Genomic DNA, 22,059 nt, shown 5'->3' with positions numbered 1-22,059 from the left:
TCACAGAGTCGTTAGTAAAAAATAGACCACAAAAAAGCACTGAAAGATCAGTGCTTTTAGATAGAGCAAAAGTTCATTAGCCTTTTAGAGCTCCATCAATCATTGTCTGCGCTTGAGCAATAATCTCATCCAAATGTTGCTGACTAATAAAGCTTTCAGCATAGATTTTAAATAAGGCTTCAGTACCCGATGGACGCGCAGCAAACCAGCCATTCTCAGTGGTCACTTTAATACCACCTATCGCAGCATTATTACCTGGTGCATGACTTAATATTGCTGTAATCGCCTCACCCGCTAATTCTGTGTCGGTAAAGCTGTCACGATTTAACTGTTCAAACTTAGCTTTTTTCTTAAGACTAATTGGGCTATCGATACGAGTGTAAAAACTTTCGCCAAATTGATCGGTTAACTCTTTATAGCGTTGTGCAGGTGTTTTGCCTGTTACGGCTAAAATCTCAGCCGCTAGTAATGCTAAAATAAAGCCGTCTTTATCAGTACACCAGGTACTGCCGTCACGTTTTAAAAACGCTGCACCAGCACTTTCTTCGCCACCAAAAGCAATCGTGCTATTTGCTAAACCAGCAACAAACCATTTAAAGCCCACAGGCACTTCTAAGCATTGTCGACCTAAGGCGTTACACACACGATCAATCATTGCACTCGATACTAAGGTTTTACCCACAGCCAGTGACTCAGACCATTGCGGACGATGAGTCATTAAATAATCTATCGCTACCGCCAAATAATGATTAGGGTTCATCAGCCCAAAGCCTGGGCAAACAATACCGTGACGGTCATAATCCGGGTCATTACCGACGCACAAATCATAATCTTCGCTGTACGCTAACAAACCTGCCATGGCATAAGGAGACGAGCAATCCATTCGAATTTTTCCGTCTTTATCTAATGGCATAAAACCAAATGTGGGATCAACTTTGTCATTGACTAAGGTAATATCTACACCATATTTAGCGGCAATTTTCTCCCAGTAGTAAATACCCGAACCACCCAGAGGATCGACACCTATACGAATATTGGCTTTTTTAATGGCATCCATATCAATGACTTCAGCAAGAGATTCAACATAAGGTGCAATAAAATCGACTTCATCAATCCAACCCGACTTAACGGCGACGCCATAATTGACTTTTTTAACCCCTGAAAGCTGATTGGCTAAATATTCATTGGCTTTGGTTTCGATGAGTTTAGTAATTTCACCTTCAGCTGGGCCACCATGAGGTGGATTGTACTTAATGCCACCATCTTGTGGAGGATTGTGCGAAGGAGTAATAATTAACCCATCGATTAACGCAGCAGGTGCTGAGGAATTTGCACGAACAATCGCTTGAGACACTACTGGTGTTGGAGTAAAACCATCATGCTGTTGAATTAACATTTTAACTTGGTTAGCCGTTAATACTTCGACCACAGACATAAATGCTGCATAAGACAAAGCATGGGTGTCAAACCCCACAATCATTGGCCCGCTAATATTGGCTGAATGGCGATAATCGACTACAGCTTGGGTAATGGCCCAAATGTGATTTTGATTGAAACTGGATAAAAACGCACTGCCTCGATGACCCGATGTACCAAATGTCACTTTTTGTTGCACGTCTTCCACATTGGGAATAATGCGATAATAATGACTCATCAATTTAGGAATATTCACTAAATCCGTTTGTAAAGCTTGCTGTCCTGCGCGTTGATGAATGGCCACGAATGGTCTCCTAGTTAGTAAAATGAAAATGGAATTTTCGACAAAACTCAAAAGTTAAATGTGTTCGGCGATGCTCTTCGCTCTTTCACTGTCACAACCTAAATGTTCCAATACCTCAGTTAAGATGGTTTGTTTTTTGGCGGTATTGTTATTGGTGGTGACCCAAAATCCACTTGACGCGATTTCTTTTGGATTAGAAGATTTACTTGAATTTAATAAAGCCTGTTTAGAACGGGCAAAATACAAACGTCCTTTGCCTTGCACATTAAGCACTTTGTCAAAATCACTGCCAGCAGTGGATTCAAGACTGGATAATAAATACATAAAACGCCCGACGGCACCTTTCTGTTGGCTCAATAAGTGCTGGCTAACCATGGCATCAAAATCAATACTGGTTGACGATGCAATGTCTTCATCTACAGGATAATGCTCATTTGCGCTATTTTGATCAGCGATGACTTTTTCTACAGCCGCTTTGGCTTGATCAAAAACGGGATGACGATTCACTGGCGATTGCGATTCTAAACTTGGGTGACTAATGTCTGTCGGTAAGCTTACATCGACATTTTCTACTGACAAGTTCAATAAACGACGCAAAATATCGGAAGCGCTTTCGCCGATGCGTTCAGTTTTACTGGCAATAAAGCGATAAAGTTCTTCGTCAATTTCAATGTATTTCATCAGAGTCATCCTTTTTCTATTAGTCTTTGTCATTACTGTAGCCAAAAATAAAATTGGCATCAGGTAAGTCGGGATCGCAGATCGAATTAGCATTAATGCGATCAAAAAAATATTGCTTCAGTGTAAGCCATGCTTAACCTACTAATAAAGTGGCAAAATCATTTAATGGACGATATTACCAAGTTTTTATTAAAAGCAGTTTAAAATACCAGCAACTATGGCGGCGAGAGTCTGCAAAACTTGATTTGACTGACGCATTGCAGCAAAATCTTCAGCATTAATTGTTCCAATGAGTTTGTTGCGTTATGCATTATGTATCTTCTGGTCAAGGTGAAGCTGTCCTACTTATTCATGGGCTTTTTGGTAATCTTGATAATCTAAAAAATCTCGGCAGTGTTCTTCAGCAGCAACATCAAGTCATACGGGTTGATGTGCCTAATCATGGATTAAGCGAGCATTGGGACAACATGGATTACCCCCAACTTGCTGATGCCATGATTGATGTACTCGATGATTTACACATCAAACAAGTCCATGTAGTCGGTCATTCAATGGGCGGGAAAATTGCGATGGCAATGGCACTTTTACACCCCGAACGTATTAAAAGCTTAGTGATCGCAGATATCGCACCGGTAGCGTATAGCCCAAGACATCAAACCGTGTTTGCAGGCCTAACCAGTTTAGTATTAAACAGCGATACCACTCGAAAGTCTGCCCTAGCACATTTGATCAACGCCGGTATTGATGAGCCGACATCTCAGTTCTTACTAAAGAATTTGCAACGCACCGACAGCGGCTTTGAGTGGAAAATGAATTTAACTGGGCTAATCGAATCTTACGACCGTATTATCGGTTGGGATTTGCCTTTAACCGGTAACGATCATTTTGATAAACCCGCACTATTTATCCGTGGCGGTGAGTCCAATTATGTCACTGCTGAGCATCGAGATGAAATCATGCGCCAATTTCCACAAGCCAGTGCAAAAACATTGAACGGTACAGGCCATTGGTTACACGCACAAAAACCTGAGATATTTAATCGCATCGTGTCTGAGTTTATTGAACAAAACCAAGGGTAAATTTTTAATATTTACCCTTTTGAACATAGCCGATTGTATCGTGATGTGATATATTCGCGCCCTCTTTTCGCCAGACACTCAATAGCGAAGGTAGAAGTATGTTAAACCAATACATGGAACAAATTGAAGTTGTAGGCTTAAACTTGTTTTTTGCATCGATATTCTTTTTTATCGGCATGGCTATCCATGATGTGCTTAAACAAGGTGAAGTCCCTAAATTTGGTCGATATATTGTTTGGGCAGTGTTATTCCTCGGCTGCGCCGGGTTTATTGCAAAAGGTATTATTCAGATGACCTGGGAAGGCTCTGGGATCGGTTAAAGAGTACAATGGCAAAAGAAACAACAGATAGAACGACTATTGACCTTTTTGCCGCAGAAACTCGCCGTGGGCGTCCGAGAAGTAACCCTCTTTCTCGGGAGCAGCAATTAAAGATCAATAAGCGTAACCAAATTCAGCGTGATCGCGCTAACGGTTTAAAGCGAATAGAGCTAAAGGTGTCACAAGATTTGTATGATGCCTTGAACCAACAAGCTTTGAACAGTAACATCAGCCGTAGCCAGTTAATCGAATTTATTCTGCAACAGCAACTCGACAACTGAGACTTTTTAGAACATCGCACAACGCGAACTAGATATTTAAAGGATAGACAATGGCAACTGTAGGTCTTTTTTTCGGTAGCGACACTGGCAACACCGAAGCTGTAGCCAAAATGATCCAGAAAAAACTGGGTAAAAGCATGCTTGATGTTAAAGACATCGCGAAGAGCACCAAGGAGCAAATTGCTGAATACGATTTGCTTATGTTTGGTATTCCAACATGGTATTACGGCGAAGCACAGTGTGATTGGGACGACTTTTTCCCAGAGCTTGAGCAAATCGACTTTACCGATAAGTTAGTCGCTATTTTTGGTTGTGGTGACCAAGAAGATTATGCTGAATATTTCCTTGATGCGATGGGCATGGTACGTGACATTGTTGAAGCTCGAGGCGGTATTATCATTGGCCATTGGCCATCTGAAAGCTACAACTTTGAAGCCTCTAAAGGCATGGCAGACGACAAGCACTTTGTCGGTTTAGGGATTGACGAAGATCGTCAGCCAGAGCTAACCGAAGAACGTGTTGACGGCTGGGTTAAGCAAATTTATGAAGAAATGTGTTTAGCTGAGTTAGAAGACTAACCCACATCAACAAATTAGATTTGTGAATCAAAGCGGCTTCATTGCCGCTTTTTTATGCCTATAGTTTAGGTTAACGGTTAAGTAACGATTAATATGTCAGTCAATAATTCCAACCCATTACATCATCATTGGGATATCTTTTGTACTGTTGTCGATAACTATGGCGACATAGGTGTCACCTGGCGTTTGGCTAAGCAATTGGTAGCAGAATATGACATCCCCATTAATTTATGGGTCGATGACTTGCTGAGTTTTTCACATATTTTACCTATGCTAGATCCACAAAAATCGAAACAAACATTCAATGGAGTGAATATATTTCAATGGAATAACCCATTAGATATAGAGTTTACTGCTGGTAGCGTCGTTATTGAAGCATTTGCCTGTGAATTACCATCACAAATAAAATCCATAATAAATCAATTGCATCAACACCCTCTTTCTCAAGCGCCTACTTGGTTAAACCTTGAATACCTCAGTGCTGAAGATTGGGTAGAGGGTTGCCATGGGTTGCCCTCTTCACAACCTAGTGGAGTTAAAAAGTGGTTCTACTTCCCAGGTTTTACCACTAAGACTGGCGGGCTTATCTGTGAGCGTGAATTATTTAATCAACGAGACGAATGGCAAGCTGACTCTACACATAAATTAGCGTTGTTCAAAAAGCTGGGTTTACAAGGGATAAATGCCGAAGACACGGTTATCAGTGTCTTTAGTTATGAAACACCAGCCTTAGCTGCGTTGTGTGAATTATGGCAAGCATCTCTAACCCCAATTCATGCTCTAATCCCTAAAGGACGAAGTTTACATAGCTTAACTAGCATATTGCCCTGTGACATTAAAGATTTGATACCCGGTCAACAATTTACAATAGGTAACTTAACCCTACATATATTACCCATGACCGATCAAAATGGTTTCGATCGCTTGCTATGGAGCTGTGATTTTAATATTGTGCGGGGTGAAGATTCGTTTTTACGTGCTCAATGGGCTGCAAAACCCTTCATATGGCACATTTATCCTCAAGAAGATGATTATCACTTGGTAAAATTACAAGCTTTTATGCAAATTTACTGCGATAATCTTGCTCCAGAAATTGCTACTACTTGGTCTGAGGTGAATTTGGCCTTCAATCAGGGGAATACAAATGCAGTAGTAATGCACTGGCAACAATTACATTCTGTTAATTTGTCTTTAATGCAACATGCTATTGAATGGCCAATTAACGCGTTAAATGAAGCAGATCTTGCGAGTCGACTAGTTCAATTCGTTAACAATAGCTAAGATACTGCTCTATAAATAAAAAAAGTCTAAATATATAGGAAATAGTGAAATGAAAACTGCTCATGAAATCCGTCCTGGTAACGTGATCATGTTAGATGGCAGCCCATGGGTTGTTCAGAAGACTGAAACAACTCGTTCTGGCCGTAACGCTGCAATCGTTAAGTTAAAATTAAAGAACGTATTGCTAGATTCTGGTACTGAACAAACCTTCAAAGGTGAAGACAAATTAGACGATATTATTTTAGAACGTCTTGATTGTACTTACTCATACTTCGCTGACCCTATGTATGTATTCATGGATGAAGAATACAACCAGTATGATGTAGAAGCTGACAACTTAGGTGATGCTGCTGACTATATCATTGATGGTATGGAAGACGTTTGCCAAGTGACCTTCTATGAAGGCAAGGCTATTTCTGTTGAATTACCAGTGCACATTGTTCGTGAAGTTATCTACACCGAGCCTTCTGCTCGTGGTGACACTTCAGGCAAAGTAATGAAGCCAGCTACCATTACCGGTGGTGGTACTGTTACCGTCGCTGATTTTGTTAAAGTGGGTGACAAGATTGAAATTGATACTCGTACAGGCGAGTTCAAGAAGCGCGTTTAATCGCCCGTTAACTTGAGTTATTAGTAAAATAGTAATAACACAAGTCAACTCAGTAAAAGCCAGCACTTAGTGCTGGCTTTTTTGTTATAAAACACCGATTTCACACTGAAGAACAACCAATAAACAGCATAAAACACTAAAGCAAAGACTGAATTACCTATAAAATCAGCATTTAACACTAATATTATTATTCATTTTGCTTGTTTGCCTCTTTCACAATGCCGATAAATTCGTTATGGTTCGCTAACTTAAGCCGTATTTAGTTATCGAGAGTAGTAGTATGCGACCCATTATCAAATCCAATAAGCTTGATTCCGTTTGTTATGACATCCGCGGACCTGTACATAAAGAGGCCCGTCGTTTAGAAGACGAAGGTCATCGTATTTTAAAGCTTAATATCGGCAACCCTGCCCCCTTTGGATTTGAAGCCCCAGAAGAAATCGTTCGAGACGTTATTTTAAACTTACCCAGCGCCCAAGGTTACTGCGAGTCAAAAGGCTTATTCTCTGCGCGTAAAGCCATTGTGCAGCATTACCAAGCTCAAGGTATTTTTGGTGTTGATATTGAAGATATCTATATCGGCAATGGTGTCTCTGAATTAATCGTAATGGCCATGCAAGGGCTGCTTAACACCGATGACGAAGTGCTCATCCCATCACCTGATTATCCGTTATGGACAGCTGCAGCAAACCTTGCTGGCGGTAAAGCAGTCCATTATCGTTGTGATGAAGAAGCCGATTGGTTTCCAGACTTAGACGATATTAAAAGTAAAATAAGCAGCCGCACACGTGCGATTGTGATAATCAACCCAAACAATCCAACTGGCGCTGTTTACAGTAAAGAATTGTTGTTAGAGGTTGTTGAGCTATGTCGTCAACACGATTTAATATTATTCGCTGATGAAATTTACGATAAAATTTTATACGACGAAGCCAAACATATTCCTGCTGCTGGTTTATCTGACGACATTTTAACCATTACCTTTAATGGTTTATCTAAAGCCTATCGCGCCGCAGGTTTCCGTGTTGGTTGGATGATGTTGTCGGGTAATTTAAAAGCTGCCAAAAGTTACATTGAAGGCTTAGAGATGCTGGCGTCTATGCGTCTGTGTGCCAATGTACCCAATCAACATGCCATTCAAACGGCATTAGGCGGTTATCAGTCAATTAATGAGCTGATATTACCTAACGGCCGCTTAACCATACAACGCGATGCGGTGTACGAATTGCTTAATCAAATTCCTGGGGTAAGCTGTAAAAAACCTAAAGGAGCCTTATACGCATTCCCGAAATTAGACATGAAAAAGTTTAATTTACGTGATGATGAACGTTTGGTGCTTGATTTGTTAAAAACCAAAAAAATTCTGTTAGTACAAGGAACTGCCTTTAACTGGCCTGAGCCAGATCACCTTAGAGTGGTTTTTTTACCCCATAAAGAAGACTTGGCTAAAGCGCTCACTGAGTTTGGTGAGTTTTTAGAAGACTATCGTCAATAACATCTTAACGAGATATCTCACTAATAAAATACTAAGCGACTGAACAGTCGCTTTTTTTTATTGAAAAGCTCATGTAAGCTGAGACAAACTATTGAGCGCAGTAAGGAGTCTCATGAGTCATTTATTTGCCCATTTATCTCGGATGAAACTGATCCAACGTTGGCCGTTAATGCATAATGTACGCCGCGAAAACGTTCAAGAGCATTCACTACAAGTGGCGATGGTCGCTCACGCTTTAGTGATTATCAGTAATAAAAAATTCGCTACCAACTTAGACGCTAATGAAGCAGCAACCATTGCCATCTATCATGATGCTAGCGAAATTTTAACCGGCGATTTACCTACACCAGTAAAATACTTTAATAAAGAAATTGAAGCCGAATATAAAAAGATTGAAGCCATTGCTGAACAGAGAATGTTAGAAATGGTGCCTGATGAGTTTAAAGACGATTACCGCAGCCTATTTATCAGTGAAGCAGCGGATCCACAATACAAAGCCATTGTGAAAGCTGCTGATACTCTCTGCGCATATTTAAAGTGTTTAGAAGAACAAAAAGCCGGTAACAGTGAATTTAATAGTGCCCGTAAACGTTTAGAACAAATGTTAGACGACAACCCTAACCCGGCAGTAAGTTATTTCCGTGATTGTTTTATTCCAAGTTTCACCTTGAATTTAGACGAAATTAATCAAATGTTGTAAAGGAATTTTATGCCTGATAACACCATCGAGTCCAGTAATGCAGAACAGAACAGTCGTTGGCAGCAACGTTTACTCGGTGAAGATAAACAGCGCCGTAATGATCATCGCAGCCCATATCAGCGTGACCGCGCACGTATTCTACATTCAGCAGCATTTCGTCGGCTTCAAGCCAAAACGCAAGTGCTTGGTGTTGGCATGAATGACTTTTATCGTACACGGCTAACGCATTCATTAGAAGTATCACAAATTGGTACAGGCATAATTGCTCAGCTGCGTCGAAAATATCCAGACCTTAGGTATTTACTCAATTCAATGAGCCTCATTGAATCAATTTGTTTGGCTCACGACATCGGTCATCCACCTTTTGGCCACGGCGGTGAAGTCGCATTAAATTACATGATGCGCCATCACGGTGGCTTTGAAGGCAACGGGCAAACTTTTCGAATTTTAACTCGTTTAGAACCCTATACCCCTTCATGGGGGATGAACCTTACTCGGCGTACTTTGCTTGGGGTAATGAAATACCCAGCAACTTATTCGCAATTGTATATCGATCAGCTTAGGCCCGACATTGCCAACCATCGCCAATTAAAACCCTCAGAATGGCCACCTGTAAAAGGATTGTTTGATGATGATATGCCCATTATTGATTGGGTATTAGCAGCATTATCAGCATCGGATAGGCAGTTGTTTATCAGCAGTGAACAAAACCATACACATGTAGATTATCCCCATTTAAAGACGCGCTATAAATCATTTGATTGCTCGATTATGGAATTAGCCGATGACATTGCTTATGCCGTACATGATCTCGAAGATGCTATTGTCATGGGGATTGTTAACCAACATCAGTGGCAGCGCGATGTGGTTGAGCAATTAACTGAAATAAAAGATCAATGGCTGATATCTGAAATCGCTAACATTGGTGACAAGCTATTCTCTCATGAACATCATTTACGCAAAGATGCTATCGGTACCTTGGTCAACGGTTTCGTCACCGCGATTGGCATTAGCACCAATTCGCAATTTGACGAAGACTTACTAAAATATAATGCCGAATTAGAGCCCGACTTTGCTGCTGCATTGCATGTACTGAAACAATTAGTATTTAAGTATGTTATTCGTAAACCTGAAATCCAGATGTTGGAATACAAAGGCCAACAGATTGTGATGGAATTGTTTGAAGCGTTTGCCTCGGATCCTGAACGTCTGTTACCGATTAATACTCGGGACCGATGGTTAGCAGAGCGGAATGCCAATAATAATCCAATGCGGGTGATTGCTGATTATATTTCTGGAATGACCGATGAATTTGCTGGGCGTTTACATCAGCAATTATTTGGTTCAAAAACCGCAGGCATTATGGAGTTAAGTCGCGAGCAATAACATTTATTGTCCTGTTTATTTTCATAAAAAAAGCGCTTGGTTATAACAACCAAGCGCTAACGGGTTATATAAAGGGGAAATAACCCAAACTTCACACTTCACACTTCACAAAAAATAAAACAAAACAAAAACACCAATCAATTTATACCGGATGCATAAACGCTTGTATTTCATTTAAGGTGATCATTGGCGTAGCGCCATGAGACTCAGCAACCATAGCACCCACAGCACAAGCAAAATCAATCGCATACTGCGGATTACTATCACTGCATAATTGATACAGTAACGAGCCTAAAAACGAATCTCCGGCGCCGACGGTATCAACTACATTGACTAAATAACCTGAATTATAATACTTCTGTCCACCAATACTCAGTAATGCACCATGACTGCCTTTGGTGACACACAAGTAGTCTGTATTTGTTTGAATGGCAACAAAATCCAAATTTTGTTCTAAAGAATGAAATGGCGACCCCATCGCTTTGGCTATTTCATACAACTCATCGTCATTTAATTTAATGAAATCAGCTTTTTTCATCAAATTAATCACACTATCAATCTGATAATGCGGCGCACGTAAGTTAACGTCAAACACCGAAAACGATGCCAACTTAACTAAAGCTGTTAAGGTATTAAGAGACACATCATTGCGTCCAATCAAGCTACCAAAGACCAACACATCAGTACGATTAACTTGCTCAATAATATCTTCTGTTAATGCGATATTATCCCAGGCAGTATCGGCGACAATGTCATATGACGCAGATCCATTTTTGTCTAAAGTGACTTGAACTGTGCTGGTGCTTTTAACGGGATCGATAGCGATACAGTCGCGATTAACGCCGCGATCATCTATAAAGCTAACGAGCTCATGTCCTAGTGGATCATCGCCAACGGCACTTATCATTGAACCTTTAATGCCTAGGGCATTAAGTCTGACACACACATTTAAAGGTGCCCCGCCAACACGCTTACCATCAGGGAAACAATCCCACAATACTTCGCCAAAACAACTGATGCTAATGTCGGCCTTAGCTTTATGATTAATTAATATGCTATTCATGCGGCTTAACCTTTCGCTTGTAATCTTGCTTGCATAATCGATTTAATGTCACTGCCCGGTGCATATAAGGCCGTAATCGCTTGACGATAATCTTTACAGAAACTGGCTTGATTGTTTAGATCACCAAATAAATCTGTTAACTGCAAAAACGCTAATGGATCTTGAGCTGTTTTATTGGCATACGCATGTAATTGGGCGGCCATTTGATCGTTAATCTCTAACGCATTCCCTTGTTGGTCTACCCGTTTGTCACTGTATAAACACCAGGTTGCAATCACTAATGTTGCCAATGAAGTATCACGGCCTAATGCGATATTTTCATTAATTGAAGCAATGATAAACTTTGGTAACTTGGCTGAACTTTCGAGACAAATTCGCGCCAAACTGTCTTTAATGTTTGGATTGGCAAAACGTTCAATTAACGTGTCTTTGTATTGTGTTAAATCAATACCTTCAAGTTGCTCAATTAACGGCGTTACTTCATCGTCCATAAATTTACGTAAATAAGTTGCAAATAATGGATCGGTTACCGACTCATCAATCGTGGCAAAACCATGAATAGAACCTAATAAACCTAATACTGAATGGCCTGCATTTAATAAACGGATTTTCATTTTTTCAAATGGTGTTACGTCACTGACAAATTGTGCACCAACGGTATCCAGCGCTGGGCGGCCATCACTAAAGTTGTCTTCTATCACCCATTGAGTAAAGGCTTCGCACGTAATTGGCCATTCATCGTTAATGTGTAATGTGTTAGCCACATACTCGATATCCGCTTTGGTTGTTACAGGAGTAATACGATCAACCATCGCATTAGGAAACGCGACATTATCATCAATCCATTGGCCTAAATCAGCGTCGTGTTTATTCACAAACGCTAATAACATTTTACGGGTCATGTCGCCGTTATGCTGAATATTGTCACAAGACTGAATGGTAAAAGGTTTCATGCCCTTAGCTTTACGCTGTTTAAGTGCTGCCGTTAAATAACCAAATGCAGTGATAGGGTCATTAGGATTCGCCATATCATGGATAATGTCTGGATTGTTGAAATCAAACTCACCCGTTGCAGGGTTAAAGTTATAACCGCCTTCTGTAATGGTTAACGACACAATTTTAGTATCTGAGTGAATCAGTTTATCAATAACCTGTTGTTTGTTTTCTGGTGCAAATAAAAAATCAATCATCGACCCCATGACTTGATGATCAATCTGACCATTCGGGTGACGTACTGTTAAACTGTACAGATAGTCTTGTTTCACCAACACATCACGAAGACTGCGATTAGCTTCTAACAAACCGACACCACAAATCGCCCAAGACTCAGAACCAGGCTGCTTCAACAACTCATTAATATACATAGCTTGGTGAGCTCGATGAAAACCACCAACCCCAATATGTACTATCCCAGCGGTTAACTGGCTACGGTCGTATTTTGGCACATCAACATTAGCGGGTAATGTTGACAAACTTTGTTGGTTTAACGTGTTCAGTTGAACATTTGAATCTTGAGAATGATCCATGTGGATTGTGCCTCATAAAATAATTAAACAATATGGATATATGTGTTATCTAATGAATAACACGGCTAACTCAAAGCGAATGCTTCATTAATATCATTAGCCTTAAGCTATTAAGATTAGCCATTAACCTTGAGTTATTAATACTCAATTACAAATTTATTTTCTTATGTCGTTTCAGAGCCTGACGAATCCCCACAAAAGAATGAATAAAAATAATGAGATAGGTTAAAAACTGAGGAACATTCATGGCATTTGGTGATCAAATTTATCGCCAAACAAAAATTACCACGAGTAAATGCCATGAATGCAAAACAAGTTTTATCAAAATGCCTCTCACTTGTCACCCCGTTAATGCACAAAACTCGCCGACAAAGTCTGTTCTCTGCAATTGAAAGCTCAATGAATGGTGGAGCATTATCAATCACAGGGCTTGGCCGTGATATTGAAAGTAAAGCCAAGGAAAAACATAAGATTAAGCGGGTTGATAGGCTTTGTAGTAATCCTTATCTTCATCGTGATATTGAGTTCATTTATACCCGTATGACCTGCTTGCTCGTCGGGAAAATGAAGCAACCCATTATTCATATCGATTGGTCAGATCTTGATGACCGTAAGCAGCATTTTCTCATTCGAGCATCTTTGGCGGCTCAAGGGCGCTCATTGACACTTTATGAAGAAATACATCCGCTAAACAAAAAAGAGAAGCCTAAAACTCATCTATCCTTTTTGACCAAACTTAAGGCGATGCTACCTAATGACTGCAAGCCTATCATCGTGACTGATGCTGGATTTCGAATACCATGGTTTAAACAAATACTGTCACTTGATTGGGATTATGTGGGGCGATTCAGAAACAGAACACATTGTAGAAAAACGATTGTTCATCATTGGTATCCAGTCAAAAGGCTATACATACAAGCAAGTGCAAGAGCTAAGAATCTTGGGGTATATTTTTTAGGTGAGCAGGCGTCTTTCTGTTCACGCTTAGTGATCTTCAAACGTACAGATAAAGGAAGAAAAGATAGAACTGCAACGGGTGATAGAACCAGACGGAGCAAACAATCTCGGTCAAGTGCAGAGCGTGAAAAAGAGCCTTGGTTACTTGCTACATCACTTTGTCATTCAAGTGCTACAGCCAAACGAGTCGTAAAAATTTATGCGACTAGAATGCAGATAGAAGAAAGCTTTAGAGATGTTAAAACGGGTCTAAAAATGAATGATAGTGGCAGTAGAATTAAGGATAAATTAAGCGTTCTACTGCTCATTGCCTGTCTATCTCAATTTATGTTGAACCTGCTAGGTTTGGCAGTTAAAGCAGCGGATAAGCATAGACAATACCAAGCGAATTCAATCAAACATCGTAATGTTTTATCAAGCCAATTTATAGGATTAAGAGCCTACAGAGATAAGTATTTGAGGTTGTTGAAGTCTCACTGGCTAGCAGGAATAAAGACGTTACAAAGTTTAATCAAGGACCCACAAGCATGCTATTAAATTCGTGGGGATCCCTCAGTTTCAGAGCAATGTATGAACAACTAAAATAAATTATCGTACAAACAAAACAAACCGTTTCAAATAAAGACTTATTCTCTGCATAGATTGTCATTGTTGGGCTATAAAACATCACTTTCGCAGCCAGTATGCTAATAACCATCAAAGAGATCACCGCGAAGCTATTTAATAACTTAGTGAGTTTGCTGCCATCTTCAACATGAGGCTTATCGTCTTTAGCCATTTCATCTTGATACTCTGTTATTTGTTGCTGTTCTTTCTCATCTAATAATATAGCACCTGTATAATCTAAATCGGCACCATACTTTTTAGCTAATACGGTATAAATTATAATGGTGAATATCCACGTTGGAATAAATAAGTAATAGAATGAAATAATATCAAGACTATTTAAACCAAACCCAAATACTAACGCTAATGCCCAAGATGCAATTGCCGGTGTGCTTTTTGACAGTTTTTGATATTTAGCCCAATAGCGGGTTAAGCCAATCTTAGGGAATAACACGTGCTCAGCAAATACAATACCACCCACTGGTACAACTAAAAGACCGGCATACGTCAGTAACGGTAACATCTGCGAAAACACAAATGGGAAACACGCTATCACGACAGTGACTAAGCCCACTATGGCGGTGGTACGTTCACGAGAATGATTAACAAATATTGACTGCGCGGCAAGGCCTGCACGGTATAAATTGGCGTTAGCCGTTGTCCAACCAGCGATAATGATAATCACAAAGCCTGAAAAACCTAAGGCATGGTAAGCAACATCACCTGGATCGAGTTGGGTAATAGTGGTTTTTAATAGTACAGCGGTACCTGCCCCCATAATACCAGCAGAAATCCATGCTAAGTAGTGGCCGAAGAACATACCAACACCTGAAATCAAACCATAACTTTTACGCTTTGCGAAGCGGAAAATAGCCATGTCAATCAAACCGAAGTGAGTAATTGAGTTAGCGGCCCACGCAAAGCCTATCACTTCAAGTAAACCGATACCGGGTTCACCTTTGTCATTTAATCCAGTCCAAATTGAGCTGTCACCTATGGTCATGAAGTCTTGCCAGCCCGTTAATGTGGTACTGCCAATAACATGATTTGATAACACTGGGAATAAGGTAAATGAACCCGCAATAAAGATAACAAATAACCACGGCGCACAAATTTTAGAAAAGTCAGCCACGGTCGAGAAACCATACATGGCAACCACAACGACGATAGATCCTACCGCTAATACTATCATCACAAACCATAGACTACTGGGATACCAATTTAATTGTGCCGGAATGTCGAATAAGAAACGAACGGCTGTGGACGATACTGTGATCATCGCTGCGGATATCACCGAGAAGATAATCACATTAGCCCAGTTATAGAGCTTGGTCATCGAGTCGCCAGCAATCTTATTTAAATAGTTATATAAACTGAGTCGAGTTTCAACAGCAATCGGTGCCGTTAATAACCACCACGAACACATCGCCAATAGATTACCAATTAATAGTCCAAGTAATATATCAATGGTTGAGGCACCTAGAGCAACAAAAGTGGCACCAATAACGAACTCTGTCGCGGCAACATGCTCCCCAGCATATAAACCTGCAAAGTGTTTCCAACCATGTAATTTATTTTTAGCTACAGGCAGCTGCTCTTCATTCGTTTGTTTGAATGAAGCCTCATGTTGACTTATTGTCATTGTTTTTATATTCCTATTTAGAAAATAAGTAAAACCCTCACCAAAAATCGATGATAAAGTGATACTGTCTTTCCTTTACTGACTATTTATTATTTCTATTGAGTTGAAATAATAACCCCATTTATATTCATATTATTTTTATAGAATATTTACTTGTTATTGATCTAACTTGAATTCCAAGAATAAGTTTATTTAATCATTCATTTTAGTTTTGCTAATATTCTTTCGGCTGTATATTCATTGGTTATCAATGAATTAATTAAGCGACCTTGCAATGCTGAAAATATAGCATCAACTTTATGTTGGCCAGCAGCAATACCGTAAACAGGCTTATTTGAATCAATCCTCAACGGTGAGCTCATCACTAATTCATTTATTGAATGATCGAGTAACTGCCCTTGCTGGTTGTACACCCAACTGATGATTTCACCAGTGGCATTGTCATTAATTAACTCGGTTAACTGTGACTGATTAATGAAACCATCGAGCAATAATGGTGACTCTGCGCCCATGTGCCCTATTCCAACAAAAGTAGCATCTGCTTGTATAACTAATTCAAAAATACTTTTTACCGGCGCTAAGTCATGCAATAACTGCTTTTCCGCCACTGAAGTAGCAATAACGGGTAACGGCATAGGGTAATGTTTAGCCTGCACTCGATTAGCCATACTGACCACGATATCAAATGCTGATGCAGAACCGTCTAACATCATATTGCCTAATAGCGACACTATTTTATGTTGCGGACATTGCATCGAAGGTAACTCATCAATACAAGCTTTGAGTGCTCGTCCGGTACCAAAGGCTAGAGTTTTAGGCTGTTCAGATTTTAAGTACCGCTCTAATACACCTGCGCCACATTGGGCTAAACCATGCACGGAACTGTCGTCAGCAGGATCGCTGGGGACAATTTCGCATTCCAATAAATTGAAAGCTTGCGTTAACTGTTGGCCCAACTCCATACATTTAACAATGGGGTGATCTAAACGGACTTTAATTAACCCTTCACTAACCGCTAATGCGACTAAACGTTGCGCTGACTGTCTTGATACTTCTAATTTTTGGGCAATTTCATCTTGAGTATTCTTGGCGACGTAATATAACCATGCTGCTCTTGCCGCTTGCTCTAATCGCGCGAGTTCTGAATTCGACTTGCTATCCATGTTATCCCTTATATTCAGTATCAACGCATAACGCTGGCATTAGACGATTAAAATGGCGCCAATGACTTAGTACATTTATCTCTGGATAAGCTTGTGACACTGGGTGTAACTCATCACTAACGTTATCAACTATATGACCACCGCCAATATAATGAATCACTTGCATTTTGGCGGCTACAGCTGCACTGACGCCAAAAAAGCTGTCTTCAATCACCAAACAATGTTGGGGCTCAATCCCCATACTTTTAGCGGCATGCAAAAATAAATCAGGTGCTGGCTTACCTCGCTTAACTTCGCTGGCAGTAAAAACATTTGAACCAAACACATCCGTTAACCCTACAACTTCTAATGCTCTGGTTGTACGCGGTAAACTGCTGCTGGTTGCTATGCAATACGGTACTTTCAAGTCTGCTAATATCGATTTAATACCATCGGTTACTGTCAGATTATGCTCAAACTCAATCAATAACTGCTGACGATATTCTGCTTCAAACTGTTCAGGTAATGTAATCGCGAGCAAACGCTGTACTTTGTCGGCGACGGTGGAAAATTGACAGCCTAGAAAATGCTGTTGTACAAAAGCCATATCAATGCAGGCGCCCAATAGAGCCAGTTTATCGATTAACACTTTGGCGCTAATCACCTCACTGTCGATCACAACCCCATCGCAGTCGAATATTATTAATTGGGTATTTATGTTCATATGCTCGCCTTACTCGATCAAGTCAGATAACTCACTATATTTTACAGCCTGTTGAACTTAACACCACAAGGTTCAATCCACCATAACAATACTTAAGCAGTCAACTAAGCTAAGTTTACACAGTAGAGTCACATCATTAATCCAACAACATTACACATTCGCACCAATACTGAGCATATGCCCTGCTGGTGAGCATATTCCCTTTTATAAATATTGATGTCAATCACAATTCTCTAATTAAATAAGCTAAACGAGCTTTAGCTATTGCTTATACACGTAGCTCAATCATAAAATGTTATTTAAATTCAATAGAATATTTTCAAAATAGTGATTCAGTCTGTTATTTCATCAATGTAATAAGTTCAAAAAACAGACTATTCCTATTGCAAAACAATTAAAAATTATCGCTTTCTCGGTTGAGACTTGTACTAGGGTAAGCGACAAGAAAATAAAGGAAGCACGGATGTCTGTATTACATTGGTGCTATAAACTGGTGTTAATGATGAACTCATACCAACGTTGGTAATGTTTACATACCAAGACAAATTGATGTTTACTATTCAAACAATAATTAGCGTTCATAAAACAACCAATTGCTGTAATAAAATTACATTTAGTTATGCATTTGTGGTCACCATCACAGCAAACACCCCATTAAAGTTGTAATTTTATTTACAAAGAATATTTTGCAAAACTGATTTGTTGAATATTTTTAAAGGAAACCACTATGACAGTCACCAATACACAAGAGCTTGATTTATTAGTTGAGCGCGTGGCCAAAGCCCAAGCCGAGTTTGCCAATTTTAGCCAAGAAAAAGTTGATACTATCTTTAGAGCGGCAGCCTTAGCTGCAGCAGATGCGCGCATATCTCTGGCGAAGATGGCCGTAACAGAAACGGGGATGGGTGTATTAGAAGATAAAGTGATTAAAAACCACTTTGCATCTGAATACATTTATAACAAATACAAAGATGAAAAAACCTGCGGTATTTTATCTGAGGACTTAACCTTCGGTACCATTACCATTGCAGAGCCTGTAGGTATTATTTGCGGTATTGTCCCAACAACTAACCCTACTTCTACTGCTATTTTTAAAGCGCTTATTAGCTTAAAAACCCGTAATGGCATTATTTTTTCGCCGCACCCAAGAGCTAAAAACTCAACCACAACGGCAGCTAGAATTGTTTTAGATGCAGCCGTTGCAGCAGGTGCCCCCAAAGATATTATTGGCTGGATTGATCAACCTAGTGTTGCCTTGTCTAATCAGTTAATGACTCATGCGAAAGTTAACCTCATTTTAGCCACTGGTGGACCAGGCATGGTTAAAGCGGCCTATTCATCTGGTAAACCTGCCATTGGTGTTGGTGCTGGTAATACACCTATCGTTATCGATGAGACCGCAGACATCAAACGCGCGGTAAGCTCTATATTAATGTCAAAGACTTTCGACAATGGTGTGGTGTGTGCATCTGAACAAGCGGTAATTGTAGTAGACAGCATTTATAAGCAAGTTAAAGAGCGTTTTATCAGCCACGGTGGTCATATTCTATCTAAAGCTGAAACCGCAGCCATGCAGAGTGTGATCCTTAAAAACGGCGGCCTTAATGCTGATATCGTTGGCCAAAGTGCAGTGTCTATAGCTGCAATGGCTGGTTTTGAAGTGCCTAGTACCACCAAAGTGCTTATCGGTGAAGTAACTGACATTAATGATGCTGAAGCCTTTGCTCACGAGAAATTATCCCCGTTATTAGGGATGTATAAAGCAAAAGACTTTAATGAGGCAATGGACAAAGCGGAAGCTTTAGTCACCTTGGGTGGTATTGGCCATACATCTGGTTTGTATACCGATCAAGATACCCAAGATGAACGCGTTAAAGCCTTTGGTTTTAGAATGAAAACAGCCCGTATTTTGATTAACACACCTGCTTCACAAGGTGGTATCGGTGACTTATATAATTTCAAGCTAGCACCATCGTTAACACTAGGTTGTGGTTCATGGGGCGGTAATTCAATTTCTGAGAACGTCGGCCCAAGTCATTTAATCAATAAAAAAATGGTCGCTAAGAGGGCTGAGAACATGTTGTGGCATAAGCTTCCATCATCTATTTATTTCCGTCGCGGTAGCTTACCAATAGCACTTGAAGAATTAAGTGATAAAAAACGCGCGTTGATCATCACTGACAAGTTCTTATTTAATAACGGTTACTGTAATGAAACCTTAAAAATTCTTAAAGCACAAGGGCTTGAAACCGAAGTGTTCTACGAGGTAGAAGCCGACCCAACCTTAGCTATTGTTCGTCAAGGTGCTAAAGTTGCGCAAAGCTTCCAACCGGACGTCATTATCGCGTTAGGTGGTGGCTCACCAATGGATGCAGCGAAAATCATTTGGGTTATGTACGAACACCCTGAGGTTGATTTTGCTGATTTAGCGCTGCGTTTCATGGATATTCGTAAACGTATTTACAAATTCCCTAAAATGGGTGTTAAAGCTCAAATGGTTGCCATTCCGACAACCTCAGGTACAGGATCAGAAGTGACTCCTTTTGCCGTGGTAACCGATGAAGTAACCGGAAAGAAATACCCTATTGCCGACTATCAATTAACACCGAACATGGCGATTGTCGATCCTAACTTAGTCATGGACATGCCAAAATCATTGACCGCTTTTGGTGGTATTGATGCTGTCACACATGCGTTAGAAGCTTATGTGAGTGTAATGGCAAACGAATACAGTGATGGCCAAGCACTACAAGCATTAGACCTATTGTTTAAGTACCTACCGGACTCTTATGAATTTGGTGCAAAAGCGCCAGTCGCTCGTGAAAAAGTCCATAATGGTGCCACCATAGCCGGTATTGCTTTTGCCAACGCATTCTTAGGCGTTTGTCACTCAATGGCGCACAAATTAGGTGCCGAATTCCACTTAGCTCACGGTTTGGCTAATGCACTACTAATCTCTAACGTGATCCGCTTTAACGCGACAGATATGCCAACTAAGCAAGCAGCGTTTAGTCAATACGACCGTCCTAAAGCGTTGTGTCGTTATGCTGCCATTGCAGATTATTTAAAGCTAGGTGGTAAAACTGATGCTCAAAAAGTTGAAAAACTGATTGAGAAAATCGAACAGCTGAAAACAACCATTGGTATCCCTGCATCAATTCAGGATGCTGGTGTTAATGAAGCAGATTTTATCGCCAAACTGGATGAACTTGCTGAAGATGCATTTGATGATCAATGTACTGGTGCCAATCCACGTTACCCGTTGATTAAAGAGCTTAAACAAGTGCTATTAGACAGCTTCTATGGCCGAGCTTATAAAGACTAGTCGATTCTAAAATAAGCAGTAAGCTTTAAACATTACGCCTTACAATATTGTAAGGCGTTTTTTTGTCTTAACATTCCCACCGAAAATGAACCTATGGCTATTCAACTCAGTTAGCGAGACAAAGGACTGTTTGATATCCGTTTATTATCCCGAGTTGAGGTTACTTAGCTAAGGCCAGCATAACGGCCTTATTGGCATGAATTTGAGTCGTATCATACAAAGGAACATGCGTATGTTGTTGCTGCACTAATAGGGCTATCTCTGTACAACCTAAAATCACCGCCTCAGCCCCTTGCTCATATAATTTATCAATAATGCCAAGATAGCATTGTCGTGATTGCGGATTTATCGTGCCCAGACATAGCTCTTGATATATCACGTCATGAATTAATGTTTGCTCGTGTGGTGAAGGAACCAGTACCTCAATGGGATAGTTATCACTTATCCGTTGCTTATAAAAGTCCTGTTCCATGGTAAAGCGCGTGCCCAATAGGCCGACTTTACTGATCCCATCGGCTAACAACACCTCCGCTGTGGCATCTGCAATATGCAAAATAGGTATCGAGATTTGTGCTTGGATATCATCAGCCACTTTGTGCATGGTATTGGTACAAATCAATAAGAAGTCTGCCCCGCCAGCTTCAACCGCTTTAGCGGCTGTGGTTAAATGAATAGCAGTATCGTGCCACAATCCTTTATGTTGCAGGGTTTCTATTTCAGCAAAATCGACACTGTATAAACAAATTTTGGCCGAATGCAGCCCACCTAATGCAGACTTAACACCTTGATTAATGGCTTTGTAATAATTGAGTGTCGACTCCCAACTCATACCACCTATCATACCGATTGTTTTCATACTCACTCCTGTCACTGAATGCTGTACGTCTATAAAAATACTATTCCCATGATAGAAACATAATATGGGATAACAAGCTTAATGGCG

The 22,059-nt window shown here is 40.2% G+C and carries 19 protein-coding genes; 11 read left to right on the top strand and 8 right to left on the bottom strand.

The genetic code is table 11. The features are described 5' to 3' along the window. Nucleotides 1-76: 76 nt before the first annotated feature. Together pgm and seqA are read right to left on the bottom strand one after the other, a co-directional pair. Nucleotides 77-1,720 carry a phosphoglucomutase (alpha-D-glucose-1,6-bisphosphate-dependent) gene (pgm, locus tag SFRI_RS09845; protein WP_011637376.1) on the bottom strand — a complete coding sequence of 548 codons (1,644 nt, stop codon included), beginning with the start codon at nucleotides 1,718-1,720 and terminating at the stop codon, nucleotides 77-79. Between the two features lie 54 nt (nucleotides 1,721-1,774). Next, a complete protein-coding gene (gene seqA, locus SFRI_RS09840; RefSeq protein ID WP_011637375.1) occupies nucleotides 1,775-2,401 on the bottom strand; it encodes a replication initiation negative regulator SeqA in 627 nt (208 codons plus the stop codon). Nucleotides 2,402-2,706: 305 nt separating this feature from the next. Between seqA and SFRI_RS09835 the strand changes: the two genes are divergently transcribed. The 9 genes from SFRI_RS09835 to SFRI_RS09795 all read left to right on the top strand — a co-directional run bounded on the left by SFRI_RS09835 (nucleotide 2,707) and on the right by SFRI_RS09795 (nucleotide 10,131). Further along, nucleotides 2,707-3,480: an alpha/beta fold hydrolase gene (locus SFRI_RS09835; RefSeq protein ID WP_011637374.1), complete on the top strand. Its 774-nt coding sequence runs from the start codon at nucleotides 2,707-2,709 to the stop codon at nucleotides 3,478-3,480. 98 nt (nucleotides 3,481-3,578) lie between these two features. Further along, nucleotides 3,579-3,800: a DUF2788 domain-containing protein gene (locus tag SFRI_RS09830; protein WP_011637373.1), complete on the top strand. Its 222-nt coding sequence runs from the start codon at nucleotides 3,579-3,581 to the stop codon at nucleotides 3,798-3,800. 8 nt (nucleotides 3,801-3,808) lie between these two features. Beyond that, nucleotides 3,809-4,081: a LexA regulated protein gene (gene ybfE, locus SFRI_RS09825; protein WP_011637372.1), complete on the top strand. Its 273-nt coding sequence runs from the start codon at nucleotides 3,809-3,811 to the stop codon at nucleotides 4,079-4,081. A gap of 50 nt (nucleotides 4,082-4,131) precedes the next feature. Continuing rightward, nucleotides 4,132-4,659: a flavodoxin FldA gene (fldA, locus tag SFRI_RS09820; RefSeq protein WP_011637371.1), complete on the top strand. Its 528-nt coding sequence runs from the start codon at nucleotides 4,132-4,134 to the stop codon at nucleotides 4,657-4,659. A 93-nt stretch (nucleotides 4,660-4,752) separates the two neighbouring features. Next, nucleotides 4,753-5,940 carry an elongation factor P maturation arginine rhamnosyltransferase EarP gene (gene earP / locus SFRI_RS09815; RefSeq protein WP_011637370.1) on the top strand — a complete coding sequence of 396 codons (1,188 nt, stop codon included), beginning with the start codon at nucleotides 4,753-4,755 and terminating at the stop codon, nucleotides 5,938-5,940. A gap of 49 nt (nucleotides 5,941-5,989) precedes the next feature. Next, the gene (gene efp / locus SFRI_RS09810) at nucleotides 5,990-6,550 is read left to right on the top strand and encodes an elongation factor P (protein ID WP_011637369.1); all 561 of its coding nucleotides are present in this window, start codon (nucleotides 5,990-5,992) and stop codon (nucleotides 6,548-6,550) included. Between the two features lie 280 nt (nucleotides 6,551-6,830). Next, nucleotides 6,831-8,045, top strand: coding sequence for a pyridoxal phosphate-dependent aminotransferase (locus SFRI_RS09805; protein WP_011637368.1), 1,215 nt, complete (start codon nucleotides 6,831-6,833; stop codon nucleotides 8,043-8,045). A 112-nt stretch (nucleotides 8,046-8,157) separates the two neighbouring features. After that, nucleotides 8,158-8,745, top strand: coding sequence for a 5'-deoxynucleotidase (gene yfbR, locus SFRI_RS09800; protein ID WP_011637367.1), 588 nt, complete (start codon nucleotides 8,158-8,160; stop codon nucleotides 8,743-8,745). A gap of 9 nt (nucleotides 8,746-8,754) precedes the next feature. Beyond that, complete coding sequence (locus SFRI_RS09795) at nucleotides 8,755-10,131, top strand: anti-phage deoxyguanosine triphosphatase (RefSeq protein WP_011637366.1); 1,377 nt, start codon at nucleotides 8,755-8,757, stop codon at nucleotides 10,129-10,131. A gap of 142 nt (nucleotides 10,132-10,273) precedes the next feature. Here SFRI_RS09795 and SFRI_RS09790 read toward each other — a convergent pair whose 3' ends face one another. Both SFRI_RS09790 and SFRI_RS09785 read right to left on the bottom strand, forming a co-directional pair. Continuing rightward, nucleotides 10,274-11,194 carry a carbohydrate kinase family protein gene (locus SFRI_RS09790; RefSeq protein ID WP_011637365.1) on the bottom strand — a complete coding sequence of 307 codons (921 nt, stop codon included), beginning with the start codon at nucleotides 11,192-11,194 and terminating at the stop codon, nucleotides 10,274-10,276. 5 nt (nucleotides 11,195-11,199) lie between these two features. Then, nucleotides 11,200-12,720: a mannitol dehydrogenase family protein gene (locus tag SFRI_RS09785; protein ID WP_011637364.1), complete on the bottom strand. Its 1,521-nt coding sequence runs from the start codon at nucleotides 12,718-12,720 to the stop codon at nucleotides 11,200-11,202. 300 nt (nucleotides 12,721-13,020) lie between these two features. Between SFRI_RS09785 and SFRI_RS09780 the strand changes: the two genes are divergently transcribed. After that, nucleotides 13,021-14,214 carry an IS4-like element ISShfr1 family transposase gene (locus tag SFRI_RS09780; RefSeq protein WP_011637310.1) on the top strand — a complete coding sequence of 398 codons (1,194 nt, stop codon included), beginning with the start codon at nucleotides 13,021-13,023 and terminating at the stop codon, nucleotides 14,212-14,214. Here SFRI_RS09780 and SFRI_RS09775 read toward each other — a convergent pair. The 3 genes from SFRI_RS09775 to SFRI_RS09765 all read right to left on the bottom strand — a co-directional run bounded on the left by SFRI_RS09775 (nucleotide 14,189) and on the right by SFRI_RS09765 (nucleotide 17,791). Next, nucleotides 14,189-15,925 carry a purine-cytosine permease family protein gene (locus SFRI_RS09775; protein WP_011637363.1) on the bottom strand — a complete coding sequence of 579 codons (1,737 nt, stop codon included), beginning with the start codon at nucleotides 15,923-15,925 and terminating at the stop codon, nucleotides 14,189-14,191. The genes SFRI_RS09780 and SFRI_RS09775 overlap by 26 nt on opposite strands. 200 nt (nucleotides 15,926-16,125) lie before the next feature. Continuing rightward, complete coding sequence (locus tag SFRI_RS09770; RefSeq protein WP_011637362.1) at nucleotides 16,126-17,088, bottom strand: sugar-binding transcriptional regulator; 963 nt, start codon at nucleotides 17,086-17,088, stop codon at nucleotides 16,126-16,128. Nucleotide 17,089: 1 nt separating this feature from the next. Next, on the bottom strand, nucleotides 17,090-17,791 hold the full coding sequence (locus SFRI_RS09765; RefSeq protein WP_011637361.1) for an HAD family hydrolase: 702 nt from the start codon (nucleotides 17,789-17,791) through the stop codon (nucleotides 17,090-17,092). A 727-nt stretch (nucleotides 17,792-18,518) separates the two neighbouring features. On the opposite strand from SFRI_RS09765, the gene adhE reads away from it, so the two are divergent. Next, nucleotides 18,519-21,116, top strand: a complete 2,598-nt coding sequence (adhE, locus tag SFRI_RS09760; RefSeq protein ID WP_011637360.1) for a bifunctional acetaldehyde-CoA/alcohol dehydrogenase — start codon at nucleotides 18,519-18,521, stop codon at nucleotides 21,114-21,116. 160 nt (nucleotides 21,117-21,276) lie between these two features. Here adhE and SFRI_RS09755 read toward each other — a convergent pair whose 3' ends face one another. Then, nucleotides 21,277-21,972, bottom strand: coding sequence for an aspartate/glutamate racemase family protein (locus SFRI_RS09755; RefSeq protein ID WP_011637359.1), 696 nt, complete (start codon nucleotides 21,970-21,972; stop codon nucleotides 21,277-21,279). Nucleotides 21,973-22,059: the final 87 nt, after the last annotated feature.

The sequence above is a fragment of the Shewanella frigidimarina NCIMB 400 genome, from assembly GCF_000014705.1.
GTDB lineage: Bacteria > Pseudomonadota > Gammaproteobacteria > Enterobacterales > Shewanellaceae > Shewanella > Shewanella frigidimarina.
Note: the sequence above shows the minus strand (reverse complement) of the source record. Positions and strands in the feature narration are given on the sequence as shown.